This window comes from Draconibacterium halophilum, assembly GCF_010448835.1.
GTDB lineage: Bacteria > Bacteroidota > Bacteroidia > Bacteroidales > Prolixibacteraceae > Draconibacterium > Draconibacterium halophilum.
Genome location: NZ_CP048409.1, coordinates 3,370,619 through 3,393,208 on the forward strand (window position 1 = coordinate 3,370,619; position 22,590 = coordinate 3,393,208).

Below are 22,590 nucleotides of genomic sequence, written 5' to 3' on the forward strand. Positions count from 1 at the left end.
CTACTCAAATTTACAGGACTTTGGTTGCCCAAAAGAATTTTTTCGTTGAGATATGGCTTTTTGTCGTTGAGATAAAAAACACCAATCAGGAGCAAAATGAAAACAGCCTAAAACGATTAAAATAAGTAATTAAGTCCGATGTAAATACCGGAATCGCCATCGCGTTCATCTACGGCCATACCGTAATCGCAGCGAATTATAAAGTTTTCGTTCATCGCTACGCGAAAGCCTAAACCAAATGAATAGTGCATTTCTTCCGCTCCTTTATCAAAATAATCCTGGTTTCTACCTGCATCTGGTAAATTTTCCAGGGTTGTAAAAAAGTTTTCCTTTGTGACGTCAATTTTATCGGTAACACGACCAAAATCAGCAAAAGCATTCAACCCCAAATAAAAGTTGTTATTGATAAACTGAAAGCGTGCAAATTTCCAGCGAGCCTCCACATTTCCCATAAAAACGGCATCGCCAACTACCCGGTTTCTTAGTATTCCACGTAATGAATTGGCACCACCCAAACCTTCCGAGGTAGCACTTTTCATTACCGATGTAATTAATTGTGTTTGATAATAAAACGGTGCGTTTCCGGTAAGCGTTGTCTGGTACGCCAAGCGGTAAGCAAAAGATAAATCGTTAGGTACAATTGTAAAATACTGACGGTGAATTAAGCTCAATTTGGTAAAACTGTGCTCGCCACCCAAAAACTCGGGTGATGCAAGCAAAACTGCTTCAGTCCACACACCTTTCATCGGGTTAGGACGATTATCACGTGTGTCGTAAACAACACCGGCTTTTACAGTTGGCACAAAACCACCATTGGCATCCTCATCCGAAATAATTCCCCACTCCCTATATTTCTCGTATAGTCCGGGTTCTTCACTATGAGGAGGCAACAGATCATCATCGTCCTTATTTTTATTTAGTTTATCAATATCAACGTAATCCAGTTTAAAGTTCAGGAGGTTGAATCCACCAATCCAGTCTATTTTTTCGCCGGCAAGGTCTCCTCGCAAATCAACCTTAAAACGAAACAACTTCCGATCGTATTTGTAAAACATGCGTGTTCTGTAAGCGGCAGCTTCATCGTCATACCAGTCTTTGTTTACAACTGCATCGTAACCATTGAATCCATAAAAATCGTACGCTCTGTCGCTTAGGTAACTAATATCAACCGAAGTTCGGAGTCCATCAATCAGTTTATCCGAATCGTAGTTAAAACGGTTTATGCCACTTCCCTTGGTAAACCTCGACACCTCCAGATAAATGCTATGATCGTACTTAGGATATCGGCTTCCATCACCATAATCAAACAGGTTAATTAAACCTCCGTACTGAAATCCCAGGTCGGTATCGAAAGTTACGGCCGGCAATGCCCCAAAACTCCAACCTTGTTTGGTTACACCTTCTTGCGCTCCCGACAGTAAACAAACCGATAAAAATGTCCATAAAAACAGAAAACGTTTCATGTTATTTGAATTTAGTTAGATTGAGAAAAAAATTCATGTAGCAACATGCTGAATGATTTGTAAACGAATATATAAAATTAAACCGAATTCGATAATCCCCTTCTTTTTGATTATTCTCCTTGCCATTCGTCATTATTTTATTTTCTTTTACAATGCTTTATTAATTTTTTCAAAACTCATTATTAAGTCTGGACCAAAATGAAAACAAATCGCAGAGGCTTTTTTAAGATTTCCGGAGCTGCCGGAGCAGGAATGGTAGCCGGTGGGCTGTCATCGTGTAATCAGCCACAACAGGAAGAATCAGCCTTGCAGTACATTAAAGATGCGGCTGTAAACACCACTCCGCAACAGTTTAACATGTGTGGCTATGCCGCACCAAAGCTTGATAAAGTGCGTGTTGGTTTCGTGGGTATTGGCGACCGCGGATCGGGTGCTGTAAAACGTATGACCTACATTGATGGTGTTGAAATTACAGCATTGTGCGATATTCGGCAGGCTGCCGTTGATGGGGCTCAAAAAATTCTCAACGATGCCGGCTTGCCAAAAGCAAAAGAATTTGTTGGCGACGAAAATGAGTTTAAAAAACTTTGCGACAGCGGTCTTTGCGACCTGGTTTACACTGCCACTCCATGGGAATGGCATGTGCCGGTTGGGCTTGCGGCAATGGAAGGTGGCGCACATGCGGCACTTGAAGTTTCGGCAGCTAAAACAATGGACGAGTGCTGGCAAATGGTTGAAACATCGGAGCGTACAAAAAAACATTGTGTGATTCTTGAAAACTGCTGCTACGATTTTTTTGAGTTACTCACGCTGAACATGGTTCGTCAGGGGGTTTTTGGCGATTTAATTCACGGCGAAGGAGCTTATATCCACAATCTGGATTACTGGCATTTTAATAAGCCACAAGATGAGAAAATGACTGACGGCGCCTACACAAAAATGTGGCGTTTGTACGAAAATCAGCGAAAAGCCAATGTTTATCCAACACATGGTTTAGGACCAATTTGTCAGGCAATGAATATTAACCGCGGCGATAAAATGGATTACCTGACTGCAATGATTTCGGAAGATTTTACGCTAAAAAAGCGTATTGAAGAAAAAGCAAAGGAAGATCCGTTTTTTGAAAAATTTGTAGGAATGGATATGCGCGGCAATATGGATATGCAAATGATTCGTACCAACAAAGGCCGCACAATTCTTATTCAGCATGATATTTCTTCTCCCCGGCCCTATTCGCGTATTCACATGCTGAGCGGAACCAAGTGTTTTGCACAAAAATGGCCCTTGCAACACATTGCTTTTGGCCATGAAGTGGTTGACGAAGCCGGTATGGAAGAACTGCGCGAAAAATACGAACCGGAAATTATTAAACGAGTTGGCGAAATGGCGAAACAAGTTGGTGGCCACGGAGGGATGGACTTTATAATGGACTGGCGCCTGATTGATTGCCTACGCAACGGACTACCCGTTGATATGGATGTATACGACGCAGCAGCATGGAGCTCGATTACACCTTTAAGTGAGTGGTCGATAGCCAACGGTTCGAAACCCATTGAAGTGCCTGATTTTACACGTGGTGCATGGAAGACCAACAATCCGCTGGAACTGACATTGGCAGGAGGTGGAACAACCAAAGTTCGTAACCTTGCAGATGCAAATGCCGAGGGACAATTAAATATCTAATCAATTCGCACAAAAACTTTTGAAAGGGCAGTAATTACTGCCCTTTCTTTTTACTCACTCTATTACCCGGGGTAATAGAATTACACGTTTCTTGTCTTGATATTGTTTTCTGATGTTTTGAATAGGAAAACCGCCGATAATATACCGGCGGTTTTATTCTAACCAAATTATCTATTTATGAAAAAAATCAGCCCTCTTTAGTTTATAGGACAACTATGTTTACAAATACCCTTTATCTTTTATAAAAAAACCGCCGTTCAAATAAATGAACGGCGGTTTAACCTAACCAAACTAATTAATCGGTTAAAACAGTATTATTACTATTTTGCCCACCATAGTTTTGTGTCTTGTACATCAGGTCCCTGAATGGCAACTGCTGCATTATAATTATCGCCATTAGTATTAATAACGCCATTACCATAGCGCATTCGCTGTGGGTAATTTCCGTTAATATCACCAAGTCCAAATATATCTCCATCCTCAACACCGGCTGCAAGCTCGGCAGGATATCCCATATCGCGAACGATTGCCCATGCTTCAAAACCATCAGTAAATGCAGCAATCCAGCGTTGTGTTGCAATTTTCTCCAGGTTTTCTTCTTCTGTTCCGTTTAACATTGCCATATCTTCCGTAGCTAAATACGTATCAATATCGGCATCGCTAACATCCCAAAGTTTCATCGCCAAACGAATACCTTCCTGGTATAAGTCTTGTGCGCTTCCTGTACCAATACCGCGAACAGCAGCCTCGGCCTGCAGGAAATACGCTTCGGCAGAAGACATAATTAATTCCGGACGGATTTCGCCATTGTTCTTTTTATTGATAACTACCTCAGCTGGTTTCGAGAAGAAATTGTAACGGGCAAAAGAACTCATTTTCCCGTTTAGGCGGGTTGGTTGTCCCACATAGTACATATTTTCAGGCATGGTAACCTCAACGCTACCATCTTCAAGTGTTACATCTGTGTAATCAACACCTGCATCCTCCAATATACCCAAAATATATTCTACGCGCATTTCGAAATTCTCCACTTCAGCGCCTTCTGTAGGCTTTTCAAGTTTATGAGTTCCGCCTACTGCAGGCTGAGCATAAATAGCCAAACGAGGATCGTTATTGTCGCGTAACAAGTCGATCATGGTTTTACTCATTGTCCAGTCTGAACCGGCACCAAAGTTATACCAAACATCTCCGTAACAGGCACTTCCCCACTGCGAGATCTCTTCGTCTTTTTGCATTAGCACGTTATCGCTTTCGCCATCAAGTAATTCAGCATTTAATGCCGACGAAACTGCAGTTTGAGCGAAATCGGCACCTGGTGCACCGTAAGCTCTCATTCCAATGCGAAGTTTTAAGGTGTTTGCCAAACGTTTCCACTTTTGCAAGTCGCCACCACAATAAATATCATTATCGCCAACATCGTCAACCGCTACACCGGTGGCAGTAGCATCGCCAATAGTAGCAATGGCTTCATCCAACTCTGTAATAATTCCCTGGTAAATTGCTCTTTGTTCATCAAACTTAGGAAGTACAATATCAGGATTTGTTGCTTCCGAGTATGGAATCATTCCAAAAACATCGGAAAACATCTGAAAGTACAAACCTTTGGTAATTTGACCAATAGCGTACATGTATTCATTTTCAAACTCACCACCTGGTGCAGTAAGTTTCATAAAATTATCAAGGCTACCAACGTAACCCGACAACCAGTCCCAGGCTGCATCAGTGTAACCACTGTTGTAGGCATATCCCAACTCATCCGACCACCAGCTGCTGCTGTGTCCGAAACATATCTGACCTGAATAACGGTCGGTATGTATTATGTGTGCACGCCAGTAAGGATAACGGTCGGGCGCATATAAACGATACTGAGGAGTCGTTAAAAAGTATTTCGCACTCACCTCATCAACCGTAAATGAATCCGGTTTTGTATTGATTTCGTTGAAATCATCGGTACAATTGCTCAGCAAAAATACCGCTATAAACATTACGAATATTTTTAATATATTTTTCATTTTGCCGGTCCTCCTTAAAATTTAATGTTTACGTTGAATCCGATACTTCTTGCAGTTGGTAAGTTGTACGACAAAATACCCTGTCCGTTGTTACCTGTTCCAAGGCTCGATTCCGGATCAACATGAGGAATGTCCTTATAGATAAAGAACAAGTTACGTCCAACCAAACCTATAGTAGCCCCCTGAATAAAGGTATCTCGAATTAACGACTGTGGCACTTTGTACGACAGTACCAATTCGCGCAAACGAACGTTGGTTTGATCGAACAAATATTCTGAAGCAATTCCTGAAACCGACGACCAGTAATCCTGGGCGCTAATTTCAGTAGTGTTCTGTGTATAAGAACCATCGTCTTGAAGTACTACTCCGTCAACAAGAATACCTTCTTCACGATATTGAAGTGTTTCTTCTACCACACCACTGCTAACCAGCGCTGCATTGGTTTGTGAATAAATCTTTCCACCAATACGTGCATCAATCAGGAAGCGCAATGAAACGTCTTTATAAGTAAAGGTATTAGTAAAACCGGCAGTCCAGTCGGGCTGCGAGTTACCAAGATATACCTTATCGGTTGAAGCCTGCGGACGACCATTGGCATCTACCACAATCTGTCCGGCGTCATTAGTTCTCCAGGTAGTTCCGTATAAATCACCGTAACCTCCACCTACAGTTGCCTGTAAACGAATATTTCCTGAGTTTGACTCATTGAAAACATAGCTATCAAGATCTTCAGTAAGCTCAACGAGTTTATTGTTGTTTTTAGAGAAGTTGAAACTTGTTTCCCAGCTAAAATCACCTGTTTTTACAGGAATACCTCCTACAAGTAATTCAACACCTTTATTGCTTGTTTCACCAATGTTTTCAAGGAAGTAAGAATAACCTGTTGAAGAAGGAACCGGCACATTAAAAATCTGGTCGGTAGTTTTTATATTATACCACGAGAAATCGAAGAATAAGCGATTATTGAACATACTTGCTTCCATACCAATTTCGAACGAAGCAATATTCTCAGGTAATAAATCCTCATTTGGTTTTGTTGAAGGACGCGACAACTGAGTTAATCCCAGGTAACCATCGTTAGCCAGGTTATAATAAGGATACAACTGATAAGGACTTGTATCGTTACCTACATTTGCCCAGCTTGAACGTACTTTTAGTAAATTAAATATCTCTTCATCAGGATCGATAAAATCATTCAGCAATAATGAACCAGTTACTGATGGATAGAAGTACGAGCGATTGTCTTCAGGTAAAGTCGACGACCAGTCGTTTCGACCGGTAACGTCCAGGTAAGCAAAGTCGCGATATGATACCGATGCCTGGAAGTACAATGAGTTAACCTCTTTCTCCCTTAACGGAGTATAGCTTGGTGTTTGAGTTACCGCATTAGCAACTGTTGCACGACTTGGTATTTTAAAATCTTCACCATAAATACTTTGGTATTCGTATGTACGATACGAGTGGTTACCACCGGCATTTACCGACAGATTGAAGTCAGGAGTAAGATCTTTGTTAAACATCAGCAGGAAGTCGGCATTTGTTTCCGTTACCCGTGTATTGCTGAATGTTAAACGACCACTTGTATAAAAATGGTGACCCGGCTGATTAACAGATTCTGATTTCATGATCGTTACATCGGTTCCCACTCTTGCAAAAGCCGATAACCATGGAGCAATCTCGTAATTTAATTTACCAAATCCGAGAACACGCTCTCTTCTGTCATTTCTCATATCGTTATACAGCATCCAGTAAGGATTGGCTCCCAATGCACCGTATGAGATTGAGTTCAACGACTCTTCAGGATTTTGATAGGTTTTCAGATCTTCAATATCCACGTTACGAGGCATATCGTATACATATGCCAAAATACCTTCCGATCCCTGGTTTGCTGCATTGTTAAGTTCTTGCCAGAAATAAGTTGCCTTAGCATCAAGCGTTAATTTATCATTTAAATCAACTACTCCACGCAGGTTAAAGTTGTGGCTTTTTAGATCTGAATTCGGGATCATCGACTCCGTTTTGTTATTGGTGTACGAAAAACGAATTGAATGACTCTCGCCGGCACCGGCAATCGCAACCGAATTAATGTATTTTGCACCTGTCTGGAAGAAATCTTCAACATTATTTGGCATCGCCGAATAAGGTCGTTCTACGCCGGTGTAATACATCTGGCTGCTGCCGTCAAGTCGTTGTCCCCACGAGCCGGTTGAGTTTTTCAAATCTTCAACATTACCGGGTACGTTGCCCTGGCTACCCTGACCGTACTCGTTCTGATAGTCGGGAAGTAACATTGGGTTGTCGAAGGTAATGTTCGAGTTTACAGAGATTCCCAAACCTTTTCCTTTTGTACCCTTTTTAGTAGTAATTAAAAGTACACCGTTACCTGCACGCGAACCATACAATGCCGCTGCGTTTGGTCCTTTCAGTACCGAGATCGACTCAATGTCGTCGGGGTTGATATCGGTTATACCACCGCCGGTTACCGTACTGCTATAAACGCTACCACCACTATTCGATCCGGTTGCATCAATAGGAACACCATCAACAACAATTAATGGCTGGTTGTTACCTGTAATCGAGTTGTTACCCCTGATGATTACACGCGAACCACTACCCGGGCTACCTGAACCTTGTGTTACAACAACACCGGCCACTTTACCCACTAATGAGTTGGCAGGGTTATGGTCTTTAACAACAGAAATGTCGTCGCCACCAACTTCGGTTACTGCATAACCCAACGATTTCTTTTCTTTGGAAATACCCAAAGCGGTAACAACAACTTCTTCCAGGCCAATTTGGCTCTGGGCCATTATTACGTCAATTGTTGAGCGGCCGTTAACGGCTTCTTCCACCTTTTGCATTCCTACAAAAGAAAATTCGATGGTTGCATCGTCAGCAACAGAAATAGTATACACACCATCAATATCGGTGATTGTACCATTAGATGTTCCCGATTCAATTACTGAGACTCCGGGAATCCCGAGGCCATCATCTCCGGTAACTGTCCCAGTCACCGTTTGCTGCGCGTATGCACTACCTAGTAATGCAAAGCACATTCCTAAAATCAAAAAAATCTTTCGCATAGATTTTGAATTTAAATGAACTAGAAATAGATTAATACTTAAATTATTTATACATATCGCTAAAAAGTTTTTGAAAAAGTTTTGCTGTAATTCCCAACAACCCGGACTGTTCCCAATTATCGGAAATAACAATTTCAATATTGCCTGATATTTGTTCCAAACAGTGCTGATTAATTGCTTGCTGAATAGGTGTAAGAATGTATTGGTTGGCACGCGATACAATTCCTCCTATAACAATTATGTCAGGATTTAATAACTGAATGGTATTTGATAATGCTTTTCCCAAAGCCTGGCCAATGTCGTTTAAAAGTTCTATGGCCAGTTCATCTCCGAGCTTTGCTGCGTCGATAACATCTTCGGGTTGAAGTTCTTCTATTTTATGCTGAAACCGATTGGTTAGTTGTGATATTTTTCCTTCTTTAATGGCTTCTTTGGCGCGCTTAATTAATACACTTGCAGAAACCACTGTCTCTAAACAACCTCGTTTACCACAAATACACAGGTCGCCATCTTCGTTATACTTGGTGTGCGAAAGCTCCCCTGCAAAACCGGTTGAACCGTTATACAGTTTACCACCTAAAATAAGCCCGATTCCCAGGCCCCAGTTCCAATTTATAATAACGGCATCGTTATGGTCTTTGGCAGCTCCAAAAACAAACTCACCGTAAGCTTCCATGCGGGCATCGTTATTCACATAAACCATTTTACCGAATCTCATTGTTAAACGTTCGGCAACATTTCTAAAAGCTTCCTCTTTTATCGTAAAGTTTATTCCGTTTATTGAATCTACCAAACCCGGCATGGCCATTCCCACTGCAAATACTCTATTATAATCAATGTCATTATCGACCAGTATTTGGCGGGCTTCAGCGTATAGTTTGTCAACAAGATTTACATCATCAATGGAAGTTCCAACAACGGTAACCGGTGCAACAAGTTCGTTATGCGAATTATAAACACCTATTTTTCCTTTAAAACGTCCCAATTCACACGAAATAACAAAAATACTATCGCGCTTTAAACCAAATAAGGTGGGACGTCTTCCTCCTTTCGACTCGCCACTTCCCCGAACTTCAACAAGCTTGCTCCCTCCAAGATCTTTTAATAAAGAAATGGCTGTTGGTAAACTAACTCCTATTTGTTTTGAAAGATAGGTTGCTGAAAGCGTATCATTCTCATATAAAAGACTTAAAATCTTCTTTTTCCGACGATAATTTTTCAAGGCATTGCCGGTAAGTTTCTTATCTTTTATATTTTCAAGAAGGATCATTTTAAAATAGTCTAGTTAAGTAATTCTAATGCAATTTAAAGAAATTTTTAAATCAAAAACAAATGTTTGTTAATTATTTTAATAAGTCGGTGCTGATTACAAAAATTGTTCGCACTATAACATCAATAAATAAAGTATTCAAGTATATTGTACAATAAGGTGCCGCTAAAACAGGGACCGTCTGTTTGTGTTTAACGTTAATTAACAGTACCAATTAAAAACAATAAATAATAAAATCATTACTTTCAGAAAACTTATTTATTTGCACAAGTATAAAAGGGATACATTGAAGTTGAAGGCGCTTTTAAAAAATATTTTATTATTGTTGCTTCTGATGACGGGCACAACGGTGAGCGCACAGATACCACCACTCGACACCTCGATAGTTATCCAAACACCCAATCTTCAACAGGAACAATTTTATGATACTTTGGAAAACCGAGCCAATCGACGTAAACTTACCGGCTGGCTGTACGATGCAATAATTACACCTCCCCGCCCCTATGTTGACAAGAAGGCACTGGCACTTGATTATTTTAAGAACTATGAAGGAAAGATTATTGCCGAAATAAAGATTAATGCACTTGATGTTTTTGGGCCAACTTGCACCGACACAACAAAAAAAGCCGATCATTGGGCTGAGCGTGCTGCCAATAAAATCCACACAAAATCGAATTTAAAAACCATTCGCAAACTATTGCTCTTTAAAATTGGCGATAGGCTCAATCCGGAGTTGATGTATGAAAACGAAAGGATTATCAGGGATTTGTCTTATATAAAAGATGTTCGGATTTATTTAGAACAGGATCCAATCTATCCGGGTTTGGTTAATGTATTGGTTTTAACTAAAGATCGTTTTTCTTTTGGGGTTTCCGGTGGAGTAAATGGCACCCGTTCAGGAGACATCGAAATTTATAACCGCAATATTTTTGGTGTTGGCCACGAAGTTTCGGTAAAGTTTGTTGGCCATGTTGAAAAGGAACCATACCTGGGTGTTGAAACCTTTTATACCATTAAAAACATTGCCGGCCGGTTTCTTGATATTCGCCTTGGGTATTTGAATACTTATCGGCGAGAGGGCTTTGCCATTGATTTTAACAAACCCTTTTTAACACAAAATATAAAGTGGGGTTATGGTGGTTATTCGGCACGCATGTTTCGAACAGACCGGATTACAAATAACGATCCGGTTAAAGTGGACGACCCGATGGATCTTTCGGCGAATTACATTTGGGGTGGACGAAGTTTTAATATTAGTCCACGACACGAAAATGCTACGGAGCTGGTTGTATCAACAGGCATTAACAACTGGAACTTCTTTGAAAGACCTGCAGTGGCTCCTGAAAATAGTCACTTCTTTTCCAACCATACGCTTTATATGATGGGGCTAACCATATCTCAGCGCCGCTATATTCAGGATCAGCTGATATATAGTTACGGAATTACCGAGGATATTCCTGAAGGTTTTAAAAACGAGTTGATTTATGGCTACGATGCCAATGAATTCGGCGACCGCCACTACCTGCATTTTTTTACTTCCAACGGTAATTTATTGCTGAGCCGAAATGGCTATTTATTTACAACCGCAGGAGTTGGAGGTTATTTAAAAGAAGGCCATTTTGAAGAAGGGATGATTTATGGCGATGTCAACTTTATTTCAAAATTACATACTGCTGGCAGGAAGCGCGTAAGAACATTTGTCGACCTAAACTATACACTTGGCATTCGTCGTTTCGATATTGAAAACCTGTCACTTGAGGTAAACGATCATATTCGTGGTTTCGACAGCGATATTGCTGTTGGCAAACAACGTTTAAACTTAAAGCTGGAGCATGTGGTTTTTCTGCCCAGGCAGTTTTACAAATTCAATATCGCACTATTTGGCTTTGCCGATGTTGGGGCAATTGGCTCAAATAGCGAACTAATTTTTAAACAGGATTATTACACCGGGCTAGGTCTTGGCATTCGTTTACACAACGAGAACCTTGTTTTTGAAACGTTCAGGCTACGATTGGCATTCTATCCTTTCCACCCGGATGATGAGAGCTTTATAGGATTTGCTCTCGACGAGCAATCGAAACAACGATTTATTTCGTTTGAACCCACCGGACCCGAACCTGTGCGTTTTGAATAGATTTGTTGAAGAAATTAAAATAAAACACCAAGCCTAAAACTGGAAATAGATAAAGGGTTGCATTTCGGCTGATATCGATTGGTAAACAACAATAACGACAACAGCAGAAATTATGGCTTTTACCCACATTGGTGATGCGATAAACCAGTTTTTTGCCCGGTCTTTTAAATCGTAACTTAGCCAGTGTGTAACAAAACCAAATAACATCATCAGGAACACCCATTTGTAGGCAACAAGCACCTCGGGTATCATTGAGAGTTTAAGGTCGGTAGCAATTTGATGCAGCATTCCGCGCACAACCTCCATCGACTCGGAGCGGAAGAAAACTCGGGTAAATGTGATAAAACTAAAGGTTACAGCTATTTTCCAAATGTTTACAAATCGGTTATTCAGTTTTTCCCACGGACTTATTTTCCGCCAAAATTTGTATATGACTAATCCTACTCCATTTAATCCTCCCCAAATAATAAACTGCCACGATGCACCATGCCAAAGTCCGCCGAGCAACATGGTTAGCATTAGGTTAATATTGGTATCGATATGGCGTTTTATATTAGGGAAGAAATTTGCCAACAAAGCAAATAGCAGCACTAACGCTGCAAATATCGGCACTAAGATCAGCTTCCCAGCCAAAAGCACAATAATGGCAAGAATAATTCCGAGGCTCATATAGCTAAACACCGATCCTTCGCGGTTTCCGCCAATGGGAATATATAAATAATCTTTCAGCCACGATGAAAGCGACATGTGCCAGCGTTTCCAAAAATCAGCAACACTTTTGGCTTTATAGGGCGAATTAAAATTTTGCGGCAACCGGTAGCCCATCAACAGCGCAACACCAATGGCAATATCGGTATAGCCCGAAAAATCGACGTATACCTGCAATGAGTAGCCAAATAATGCCATCAGGTTTTCGAATCCTGAGTGGGTAATCGGATCAGAAAAAACCCGATCGACAAAATTTACAGCAATGTAATCACCAATAAATATTTTCTTTATTAATCCTTTCAGAATGATAAAAATTGCCCATCCAAACTCTGTTTTTGTGAGGCGGTAATCTTCATAAATCTGTTTTACAAATCCCGATGCACGAACAATTGGACCGGCAACCAACTGCGGAAAAAACGACACATAAAAGCCAAAGTCGACCAAATTGTTTACCGGTTTAGTTTCGCCACGGTACACATCAACCGAGTAGCTTATGGTTTGAAATGTAAAAAACGAAATACCAACAGGTAACAATATCTGGTTCACCTCGAAATGGGTTCCTGTAGCCTGATTAGCCCACAATGCCAGGTGGTTTATCACCTGCAAATCGCCTCCAAACATTGCATTTATACTATCAACAAAGAAATAGGCATATTTAAAATAGGCCAGCAAACCAAGGTTTATGATCACACTGGCGGCAATGAGTAGTTTCCGGATTAACTCATTCTTCGATTTGTAAATTCCTTTCCCAATAAAAAAGTCGGTTAGCGTGCTGAACAATAGTATAAAGAAGAAAAAACCACTTGATTTGTAATAGAAAAACAAACTCACCAGGAATAGATATCCGGCACGAACACTGCGGTTCTTATTCTTATACACCAGCGAATACCCGGCCAATACAAAAGCAAAAAATGCCCAGAAGAAAAAGCGCGTAAAAATAAGCGGCGCCGATTTGTCGTACAGAAAAATATTCCGTAACAGTTCTTTAATTTCTATTTGTTGTAGTAAATCCAAGTAGTTCTAGTTATCATGTCATTTCGAAGTCTGCCTGCCGGTAGGTCGGGAGTCAAGCGACTGAGAAATCTGCCTGTTTAAGCTCCGTTCTCTTCCTTCTTCCTCGAAATGACTATTTATTGTGAGTTCTTTTTTATCAATCAAAAAGTTTTCAAAATCCTTCATCAGCGCACCAAAAAACAAATCAGCAATCATTAAGTAACCTTCGCGGGTAAAATGAATTTTATCGCTCCGTGCCAGTCCGTTATTCTGCCACAGCACAACAGAGTTTAATCCTCCCATTACAGAAAACATATCCCACACGCCGGCATCATACTTCTTCGCCATTTTAAACATACTGTCTTTTACCTTTTCACCATTTTTATTTACGTATCGACGATACAGATAGCTGTCGTTGTTGGTGGTAAAAACAATAAGCGAGTTGGGTGCAGCCGCTTTTATTTTATCAATTAATTGTCCGTAATGATCTTCAAATCGACTTGTGGAAAACCTACGGCCATAGGCATCGTTTATTCCAAGACCAAGAATTACAAGGTCAGGTTTTAATTCTATCAGTTGCTCAGTAAAAAGCTGACAGCGCAAAAATGCCGGAACGTGAGCACCATTCACTCCAATGCTGTGATACATTATACCGTTTGGATTCGATTCGGTGGTCATTCCCAGCAAAGTAAAATTACCTTGCGAGCCATAATCTTTTTCGAAAGTTATCTTCAAACTATCTACCCATTCATTCAATTCAAAATCGGTGTACCCGTCGGCTTCAACCTTTATTTTCACCAAATCAGTATCAATATTTATGGTGTAGTTTTTTGCTGTATTCTCGTAATATACTCTCAGCTTGTTAAAGCTGTAATCCAATTCATTCTCTTCTTCCAGCAAAATCGTAAGCTCAGCTTTTGGCGACGATGTTGTTGCCGAAATCCCTCCTACTCCAAGTGTTCCGCTTTTGCGGCGCTCAACATTTCGGAATGTTTTCCAGTAGCCGTTATAACGGATGTAATACCCAAAAGGCGAGTTGGTACGTGCAATTCGGTATGGAAACATAAATCCCCAACCGGCATTCATTTCGCCATTTATCTGCTGAAAACGGTTACGCATTTGCCCCGAAAACGAACCGGCCTGAATGTGTGAACCGCCAATTTGCACAATGTTTACACGTCCTTCGCCGGTGGTTACCAGTTGTTCCAGTTTCGAATAAAATCGTTCAGCATTTGCGCGATCCCCCGGGTAATGCATTTCATTGCGGTCGTAACGTACAAAGTTGTACTGGTTAACGTGGTAGAAGTAGCTGTTTTCCTGCGCTGAAACGGATGTGGAGAGTAGCATGACGAAGCTAAGAAACAGCAAAGACAAGCCTCGAACCTTTACAGATTGCACGAAGATTGATGGAGATTGAGCGACAAAACGTAGTACGTTCTCGTAACTTGCAACTTGTAACTTGAAGCTTCGTTGAAACAGATTTCTCACAGCGTTCGAAATGACAGCTGTATTGGAACTCTGACCCCTGAACGTTGAACGTTGAACTTTCTTCCCCATTACATCTCCTCCTCCAAATAATTGTTATACTCCAGAATTAATGCATTGTAAAACATGTTGGCTACCACTCGCGCTCCACGTGCAGAGAAATGGACATAATCGGGCCGTGCCAATTCGGGTTGGGCATTTACCCACGACGGCATACTGTTGTAACCCCCCATTGCCTGGTACATATCCCAATAGGCACAGTTATTCTCCAGCGCCACCTGTTTTAGTGTTTCTACCACGCTGGGCAAATGTTTATAGGTAACGTAATTGTCCTTTTTCTTTGTCGACATATCACTTGGTCCGATAACAAGAATGGCCGCGTCGGGGCACAAAGAATTAATTCGTTTTATCTGGCTGTCAAACCAGCGGCCGTAGCGCTCAATTGCTTTCTTATCTTTTATGTATGGAATTACATTCCCACCAAATTGCAGAATAAAGAATTTTGGATTCAGGTCGTTATACATTTTCAGACTATGTTGGTAATCTGCCTTTGTAAAAATTGTTCCGGAACTTCCGCGAAGAGCGATATTATCAACAATGACTCCTTGCTTCGAAGCCAGTTCAATTCCATAAACATCCGGACCATCATAACCCGAGAATTTCAAGGTTACACTTGATGTTGAATCGGGCAATTCACATTCCAGCACCGCGTAAGTTGTATCTGGTAAAAGTGTATCCGTTAGAACGGTATCGCCGCGCGCCATTAACTGAACACTCACCGGACGTTTGGTGTGTCCGTAAAAAAGTCGCATATTTTCGTATTCGCGGGTACGTTTGTATGATATATCTGATTTCGAGACATTCATTTCAGCCTCATAAATTATTGAGTCTTTAAAAGGGATGGTATCGCTGGCCAATGGTGCATAGCGCGAAAAGGCTCCCATCACACCGTAACGACTGTGCTCTACCGTAGAATCGACTTTGCCGTATATCGGATAACGTTTCCAGTTATCGGAATTCAGTTGTTTTGCACTAAAAATATAATCATAAGGTTGCAAAGCAGGACGCAACCCCACTCCTGTTCCGCCAAATTTCACCTGCAGTTTGTTTCGAATAAAAGATGTTATCCGGTCGCCTTCAATCTGGCTGTCGCCGTAATGCATAATCCGAACCAGCGAATCACTTTTCAGATGACCAAAAAAGCGGTACAGATTTTCTTTGCTCTGTTCTGTCATTTCAATACGGTGTATCGATTGAACAAGCGTATCATAATCTGCACGATGAACGACTTCAACAATAGTATCTCCGGCTGTAGTATCCATTTCAATATTTACCAGTGAATCTATTTCAAATTGTTGCGAGATAATTTCTGAAACATCGGCATATTCCACATCATCACCAATAATCATTTCAGAGAATGTTGGCATATGAAAAGTCATTTCACCCATCTCGAAACCATCGTCTGGCATCAGCCACATTGCGCCAGCCAACAAGGTAATTACGCCTAAAATAAATGATAATGTGTGTAATGGCTTCATCTCATTAAAATTTAAAACTTTCAGTGGTATTCGATGTAACTCGCTGACAATTTTGCTCCTTTATGCAACTATTTTTACGTGCTCGTTTCATTGAACGTAAATAATTAGTTTCTGACCTATTTGAATTTTACGTGCATCGCTGATGCTGTTCCATTCCAGTATTTTTTCGGGTGTTACCCCATCGTATTTTTGTGCAATTACATAAGGCGATTCACCACTTTTTACTATGTGCTCCACTTTTCTCGACGACTCAGGAATAACAATACCCGGTAAAGTTCCTGAGCCAAAATTTGGAACTATTGTTTTGGGCTCCTCATTTTTTGCTGTTTGTTGTTGAAGATTGCGATAGTGTTCCGCATTCTCATCGTCGACAAAAATATCGAGCGTTTTCCCTGCCTGAATTTTTCGTTCGTTATAAATATTATTCCAGTATTTTAAATCGGCCACACGCACATCGTAATCTTCGGCAATAAAACCCAACACATCACCCGATTTAATGGTGTATTCTATTTTTGTCTTTCCTTCAATCTCCAGATCTTTTACCTTCTCACCCAAATACTGACGATTGGGTGCCGGTGGATATTCAATCTTTTGGGCTACAACCTCAAACAAAGTAGAGTCGACACCCTTATAAATGGAATCCTGCAGAAACAAAAAGTCTTGTTTCATTTCTTCAGGTAAAGTAATCGATGCCTTTTCAGGTATAATGGAGTAATGATATTGCGGATTTAAAAACCAGAGTTCATTATTTGAAATCGGTAACACCGCACTAATTTGGTCAAAATGTGTTTGCAAGCGTACTTTTGCTAGCGCTGTTTTTGGAAGTTCCTGTTCATAAAAAAATTTGTTCTGACTCAAAAATGCTGCAGATGCCTGGTAAGCCGCCATAAAATCAGTCATTTCTTCCGGTGCAATTGCCAGCAATTCGTTTACCGAACAATCATCACCGCCCGCCCTGCGACATAAATTCTTTATTTTGGTTTTCCCGAAAACAAAAGCCAGTATGGCTTTTTGGGGATCATCAAACAATGTTTCATTCTTCTTCAATTCCTGAACCGCTGCACGAGTAGCTTTTTCTGTATTTATGCGTTCATCTACAAGTTTATTAATTTGCAAACCATTCAATACCCCCTGAAAATGTGTTAACTGCCAAATTCCTGCCCGTTTAAAAGAACTTTTGGCTTCGGTATTAAAAGCAGAAAGTACCGCCGGCAGATACTGTAAATCTTCGCCTAGCCCTGCCTGGACTAATTCTTTTATTATTTCCGGCTGATAGAAATAAAAGCTTTTGATAAAAATTGCCTTATCGGGTGCAGATAAATTATTTAAAGCCGAAAAGCTAGCCTCAAATTTATCGGGATTATATGCATATTCCCTCGCGTCCTTCAGTTTTCGTTTCATCGTCTGCCGGCTAGCAAGCTCCAGCTTCCCCGGGAGAAAAGCAGCATCGTTCCAGGGATATTCAAAAACCTGCTGATGGATATTTTTCAACAACCGATTTTCGAAACCTTCGTTGATTGTACTTTGCTGCCCACTATTTACCAATGGAACAAGCAACAGTAAAATCATAAATAGTCCAATAAAAGAACCTGGCTTATTTTGTACTAATTCTTTCAAATATAATTCTTGCAAAAATGTTACGCAAAAATATGATTTCCGATTAAACAGGCGACAATTATTCCAAAGGAATTCTATAAAAACATCTAACCCGTTCCGGATTGGATAATCGATAATCTATTTTGATTCATTATCGCGGTCACGAATCTCTACACGGCGAATTTTTCCGCTAATGGTTTTGGGCAATTCATCAACAAATTCAATTTGCCTGGGATATTTATACGGGGCGGTAACTTCTTTTACATGAGCTTGCAAAACCTTAACCAATTCATCACCGGCCTGATCTTTATAATCTTTTGCCAAAACAACCGTCGCTTTTACGATCTGTCCTCGTATTTCATCAGGAATACCGGTAATAGCACATTCCACCACCGCCGGATGTGTCATCAGCGCACTTTCCACCTCAAAAGGCCCAATTCGGTACCCCGAGCTTTTTATCACATCGTCGGCTCTTCCCACAAACCACAAATAACCATCCTCATCTTTCCAGGCCAAATCGCCGGTGTAATAAATTCCATCCGACATCGCTTCATCGGTCAATTCCTGGTTGCGATAGTAGCCTTCAAAAAGTCCGGCCGGATATTGTTTGTCGATACGAATTACAATTTGCCCTTGCTCTCCGGCTTCGGCAGACTGGCCTTCTGAATTCAGCAAATCAATATCGTAATGCGGACTTGGAAGTCCCATCGATCCCGGCTTTGGTTCTACCCATGGCGAAGTAAATACCGATAGGGTTGTTTCACTTTGTCCATATCCTTCTCGCAGTTTAATTCCTGTTAATTCGAGAAACCGGTTGTATACCTCGGGATTTAAAGCTTCTCCGGCAATGGTACACCATTCAAGTGCTGACAAATCATATTTTGCAAAATCTTCCCGGATCAGGAATCTAAAAATTGTTGGCGGGGCACAAAGCGATGTAACCCGATATTTTGATAATACTTCCAGAATATCGGAAGGCGTAAATTTTTCGTGATCGTACACAAAAACAGAAGCGCCAACCAGCCATTGTCCGTATAATTTTCCCCAAACCGCTTTTAGCCAACCGGTGTCGGCAATAGTTAAATGCAGGCTATCTTCGTGCAGGTTCTGCCAGTATTTTGCAGTAACAATGTGTGCCAGCGGATAAACACTGTCGAGTACCACCATTTTCGGATCGCCAGTAGTTCCCGAGGTAAAACTAACGATTAAAGGATCTTCATTTTTTGTGGGTTCTTTTGGGCGTTGCAATGGTTTTGCCTTTTCAATTCCCTTATGAAAATCTTCCCATCCTTCCGGAATTACCGGACCGATAGAAACCACCTTTTCAATTGATGGCGACTCGGGCAAAGCATCATTTACGTGCCTTGTTATCTGCTCATCACCATCGCAAATAATGGCTTTTATTGTTGCGGCATTGTTACGGTAAATAATGTCTTTTTTAGTCAACAAGTGTGTGGCCGGAATAATTACGGCGCCAATTTTATGCAATGCAATAATGGTAAACCAAAACTCGGCACGACGCTTTAAAATGGCCATTACCATATCTCCTTTCCCAATTCCCAGCGACGATAAATAACCGGCAGTACGATCCGTAATTTCTTTCAATTCGTCAAAAGTAAACGAGCGGCTTTCGCCTTTATCGTTTGTCCAAAGCAATGCTCGTTTATTCGGTTCTTTTGCGGCCCACCCATCTACCACATCGTAAGCAAAGTTGAAATCTTCCGGAATAAGTAACTCATAATTGGCTTTAAAATCCTCAAAATCGGTAAAAGCCGTTTGTTTTAAATATTTTTCAATCATGTAGCGTCAAAGTTTTTATTATAGAATTACAGCCAGAAATTTTACTGTTTTCCCGTCCAGTGCTTTCATTCCGTGCGGAAGTGTTGCATCAAAATAAAGGCTGTCTCCTTCGTTCAGTATTAATTCGTGCCCTCCAACACTCAGCAACATTTTACCTTGCAAAACATAGTTCATTTCCTGTCCGCTGTGACTATTTAAGTGAATTGGTTTTTCTTCGGTATCCGGTTCAATGCTTACAATAAACGGATCGGCTTTCCGTCCTGTAAACCCCGATGCCAATGCCTGGTATTTATATGCCTGTGTCCGTTCCATGGCGGTTCCCTGCCCCGCCCGGGTTAGACAAAATGATTTCATGTGAGGCTCATCGCCAAACAGCAATGCCGTTAATCCAATGTTATATTTTTTAGATATATTTTCGAGAACGCCAATCGGAATGTCGTTTTTTCCACTTTCGTATCCTTCGTATTCTTCGGCAGACACTTTGCAGCAAGTTGCTATTTCATCAATAGAAATATTGAGCATATCGCGTAAACCTCTCAATCTTAAAGCTATTTCCTTAATTTGTTCGTTCATAATGTTTCGATTCTATTGCTTCGTTTAAACCAAAGTTGTTGCTTTTTATATTGGTCGCTCAGTTTTCAAGTTTCACAATTCCAGTCGTAAATTTAAAAACAAAAAAGTATTTACAAATTCTCGAAGAAATACTGACTTACCTTCTCCATCAGATGTACGCGATCTTTACCACGGACATTATGCGGATGAGCTGGGTAGGCGAAAAAGTCAACCTGTTTGTTTTGTTTTACACATTCGCGCAGAAATTTCATGCTGTGCTGCATTACTACTGTTTCGTCCTGTACGCCATGAATAAGCATCAGTTTTCCATCCAGACTTATCACGTAATTGCTCATGTCTGCATTATTATATCCTTCCGGATTTTCCTGCGGCATATCCATGTAGCGCTCGCCATACATTATCTCGTACATGCTCCAGTCTACTACCGGACCACCGGCCACAGCCACTTTAAAAATATCGGGATGTTTCAGTTTTAAATTCAGGGTCATAAAACCACCGTAGCTCCATCCATGAACACCAATCCGGTCGGTATCAACATAAGGAAGAGAAAGTAAGTATTCAATTCCCTGCATCTGATCTTCGGTTTCCAGCTCGCCCAATTTACGATGAATGGCAGTTTCAAAAGCACGACCACGATTTAACGTTCCGCGGTTATCGAGCGTAAATGCAATGTAGCCTTGTGCTGCCATATAATATTGCCACCAACGTGCCTGGTTGTGCCAGCCCTTGGTTACCAGTTGCGAGTGCGGTCCGCCATAAACATATACAACAACCGGGTATTTTTTTGCAGGATCAAAATCTACGGGCAGAATCAAGCGTCCGTGCAAATCATATTTTTCATCTTTGGTTTTTAAGGTTACCAGTTTGTTTTCGCCCAACTGATATTCCTCCAAGGGATTTTCTGCTTCGAAAATTATTCTTTCAAACCCTCCTTTTGATGAAAACAAATCAACTTTTCCAGGCACTTCATTTGCCGACCAACGATCAATGAGATAGGTTGCTTCGGGGCTTAAATTTCCGCGATGAACGCCAGTTTCAGTTGAAAGCCGTTCTGTTTTTCCCGTTTTCACATCCACTTTATAAATGTTATTTTGCAGCGGATCATCTATTGTAGCTTCAATAAACAGAGTTTCTTCTTTTGCATCGAAACCAAGCATGTTTGTTACTTCCCATTCTCCTTTTGTTATTTGCTGAACCAATTCACCATCGGTGTTGTATTTGTATACATGAAACCATCCATCGTGGCGACTCAGATAATAAAATTCGGTTGGATTTACTTTTGAAAACTGAATGGGATAAAGCGGCTCAACATAGGTATCTGAAGACTCTTCAAAAAGTGTTTTTACTTTTTCACCGCTTGCCACATTGTAACAATTTAATTGCATGTGGTTTTGTTCCCGATTCAATTCGGCCATGTATATATTTTTCTCATCGGGCGACCACGCTACATTCGTAAGAAAATGATCCAATGGCTCTCCGGTTTTTAGGAAAGTTGTTTTTCCAGTTTCAATGTTATAAATGCCCAGCGTTACATGATGACTTGCCATTCCGGCCATTGGGTATTTTACCGGATTGTATTCTGCTTCGCGTGCCATAAAATCCACCAGCGGATAATCTTTTACCATACTTTCATCTTTGCGGTAGAAAGCCACAAAATTTCCTTTTGGCGAATTAAAAATGCCTCCTGAAATACCAAACTCATTACGGTGAACGGTTTGTCCGTTTACAATTCCGTTTCCGCCATCGTTCGTAATTTGTTTTGTTATTCCATCAGTAAGGGTAATAAATAAATCATCGCCTTGCGTGAAAGCCACAAATTGTCTTGATTCAGAAAAATTCGCATTTTTTGCTTTCTCCGGAAGTTCAATTACATATTCCGCTTCCTTTTTATTTAAATCAATCAACCAGTGCTTTTTTGATGACAAAAAAAGGAGCTTTGCTTCACTAATCCAGCGGTGTGATGGTACACGTCGGAAAGTTGAACCCGTAATTTCATTGAGTTCATCAAGCGTAACAACAGCTTTTTGGTCGCCTGTTTTTGCCGATTCAGTAACGATATTTTTGTCTTCAACAAAAGAAAAATGTTCATCATCTATCCATTGTAAACCGGACATCGATTTCGGACTCAAATAAGTGTACCGCCCATAAACGGCATCTTCCAGACTCATTTGTTTGGTTTGGGCAAAAGCAAAAGCTTGAACAAAGAGGAACAGGATAATTATAATTCGACGCATTTTTTCGATTTTAAAAAT

At 40.7% G+C, this 22,590-nt stretch carries 13 protein-coding genes; 2 read left to right on the plus strand and 11 right to left on the minus strand.

Features of this window, described 5'->3' with window-relative positions:
* Nucleotides 1-116: 116 nt before the first annotated feature.
* The gene (omp85, locus tag G0Q07_RS13525) at nt 117-1,463 is read right to left on the minus strand and encodes an Omp85 family outer membrane protein (RefSeq protein ID WP_163346931.1); all 1,347 of its coding nucleotides are present in this window, start codon (nt 1,461-1,463) and stop codon (nt 117-119) included.
* A 198-nt stretch (nt 1,464-1,661) separates the two neighbouring features.
* Here omp85 and G0Q07_RS20805 point away from each other — a divergent pair, with 198 nt between their 5' ends.
* Nucleotides 1,662-3,146 carry a Gfo/Idh/MocA family protein gene (locus G0Q07_RS20805; protein WP_246222903.1) on the plus strand — a complete coding sequence of 495 codons (1,485 nt, stop codon included), beginning with the start codon at nt 1,662-1,664 and terminating at the stop codon, nt 3,144-3,146.
* A gap of 320 nt (nt 3,147-3,466) precedes the next feature.
* Here the strand turns inward: G0Q07_RS20805 and G0Q07_RS13535 are convergent, their stop codons facing one another.
* From G0Q07_RS13535 to G0Q07_RS13545, 3 genes are read right to left on the minus strand one after another with little or no spacing between them, the layout of a single operon-like run.
* Nucleotides 3,467-5,131 (minus strand): SusD/RagB family nutrient-binding outer membrane lipoprotein, encoded by a 1,665-nt coding sequence (locus G0Q07_RS13535; RefSeq protein ID WP_246222904.1) that lies wholly within the window; start codon nt 5,129-5,131, stop codon nt 3,467-3,469.
* A gap of 41 nt (nt 5,132-5,172) precedes the next feature.
* Complete coding sequence (locus G0Q07_RS13540) at nt 5,173-8,241, minus strand: SusC/RagA family TonB-linked outer membrane protein (RefSeq protein ID WP_163346944.1); 3,069 nt, start codon at nt 8,239-8,241, stop codon at nt 5,173-5,175.
* Between the two features lie 43 nt (nt 8,242-8,284).
* Nucleotides 8,285-9,511: an ROK family transcriptional regulator gene (locus G0Q07_RS13545; RefSeq protein WP_163346946.1), complete on the minus strand. Its 1,227-nt coding sequence runs from the start codon at nt 9,509-9,511 to the stop codon at nt 8,285-8,287.
* Between the two features lie 286 nt (nt 9,512-9,797).
* Between G0Q07_RS13545 and G0Q07_RS13550 the strand changes: the two genes are divergently transcribed.
* Nucleotides 9,798-11,645 (plus strand): BamA/TamA family outer membrane protein, encoded by a 1,848-nt coding sequence (locus tag G0Q07_RS13550; protein ID WP_163346948.1) that lies wholly within the window; start codon nt 9,798-9,800, stop codon nt 11,643-11,645.
* A 33-nt stretch (nt 11,646-11,678) separates the two neighbouring features.
* On the opposite strand, the gene G0Q07_RS13555 is transcribed toward G0Q07_RS13550, so the two are convergent.
* From G0Q07_RS13555 to G0Q07_RS13585, 7 genes are all read right to left on the minus strand, one after another.
* Entirely contained in the window at nt 11,679-13,367 is a 1,689-nt protein-coding gene (locus G0Q07_RS13555) for an MBOAT family O-acyltransferase (RefSeq protein WP_203532540.1), read from the minus strand.
* 18 nt (nt 13,368-13,385) lie between these two features.
* Entirely contained in the window at nt 13,386-14,693 is a 1,308-nt protein-coding gene (locus G0Q07_RS13560; protein WP_163346950.1) for a GDSL-type esterase/lipase family protein, read from the minus strand.
* A gap of 209 nt (nt 14,694-14,902) precedes the next feature.
* Nucleotides 14,903-16,369: a GDSL-type esterase/lipase family protein gene (locus G0Q07_RS13565; RefSeq protein ID WP_163346952.1), complete on the minus strand. Its 1,467-nt coding sequence runs from the start codon at nt 16,367-16,369 to the stop codon at nt 14,903-14,905.
* Between the two features lie 87 nt (nt 16,370-16,456).
* Nucleotides 16,457-17,986 carry a LysM peptidoglycan-binding domain-containing protein gene (locus G0Q07_RS13570; protein ID WP_163346954.1) on the minus strand — a complete coding sequence of 510 codons (1,530 nt, stop codon included), beginning with the start codon at nt 17,984-17,986 and terminating at the stop codon, nt 16,457-16,459.
* Nucleotides 17,987-18,103: 117 nt separating this feature from the next.
* Nucleotides 18,104-19,765, minus strand: coding sequence for an AMP-binding protein (locus tag G0Q07_RS13575; protein WP_163346956.1), 1,662 nt, complete (start codon nt 19,763-19,765; stop codon nt 18,104-18,106).
* A gap of 18 nt (nt 19,766-19,783) precedes the next feature.
* Nucleotides 19,784-20,338, minus strand: coding sequence for a helix-turn-helix domain-containing protein (locus G0Q07_RS13580; RefSeq protein ID WP_163346958.1), 555 nt, complete (start codon nt 20,336-20,338; stop codon nt 19,784-19,786).
* Between the two features lie 110 nt (nt 20,339-20,448).
* Complete coding sequence (locus tag G0Q07_RS13585; protein WP_163346960.1) at nt 20,449-22,572, minus strand: S9 family peptidase; 2,124 nt, start codon at nt 22,570-22,572, stop codon at nt 20,449-20,451.
* Between the last annotated feature and the right edge of the window lie 18 nt (nt 22,573-22,590).

Bases quoted from the DNA above. Each gene is read 5' to 3' on its own strand.
- G0Q07_RS13545 (WP_163346946.1), bottom strand. From the start codon at position 9,511: ATGATCCTTCTTGAAAATATAAAAGATAAGAAACTTACCGGCAATGCC.
- G0Q07_RS13585 (WP_163346960.1), bottom strand. From the start codon at position 22,572: ATGCGTCGAATTATAATTATCCTGTTCCTCTTTGTTCAAGCTTTTGCT.
- G0Q07_RS13575 (WP_163346956.1), bottom strand. From the start codon at position 19,765: ATGATTGAAAAATATTTAAAACAAACGGCTTTTACCGATTTTGAGGAT.
- G0Q07_RS13540 (WP_163346944.1), bottom strand. From the start codon at position 8,241: ATGCGAAAGATTTTTTTGATTTTAGGAATGTGCTTTGCATTACTAGGT.
- G0Q07_RS20805 (WP_246222903.1), top strand. From the start codon at position 1,662: ATGAAAACAAATCGCAGAGGCTTTTTTAAGATTTCCGGAGCTGCCGGA.
- G0Q07_RS13565 (WP_163346952.1), bottom strand. From the start codon at position 16,369: ATGAAGCCATTACACACATTATCATTTATTTTAGGCGTAATTACCTTG.
- omp85 (WP_163346931.1), bottom strand. From the start codon at position 1,463: ATGAAACGTTTTCTGTTTTTATGGACATTTTTATCGGTTTGTTTACTG.
- G0Q07_RS13560 (WP_163346950.1), bottom strand. From the start codon at position 14,693: ATGCTACTCTCCACATCCGTTTCAGCGCAGGAAAACAGCTACTTCTAC.
- G0Q07_RS13535 (WP_246222904.1), bottom strand. From the start codon at position 5,131: ATGTTTATAGCGGTATTTTTGCTGAGCAATTGTACCGATGATTTCAAC.
- G0Q07_RS13580 (WP_163346958.1), bottom strand. From the start codon at position 20,338: ATGAACGAACAAATTAAGGAAATAGCTTTAAGATTGAGAGGTTTACGC.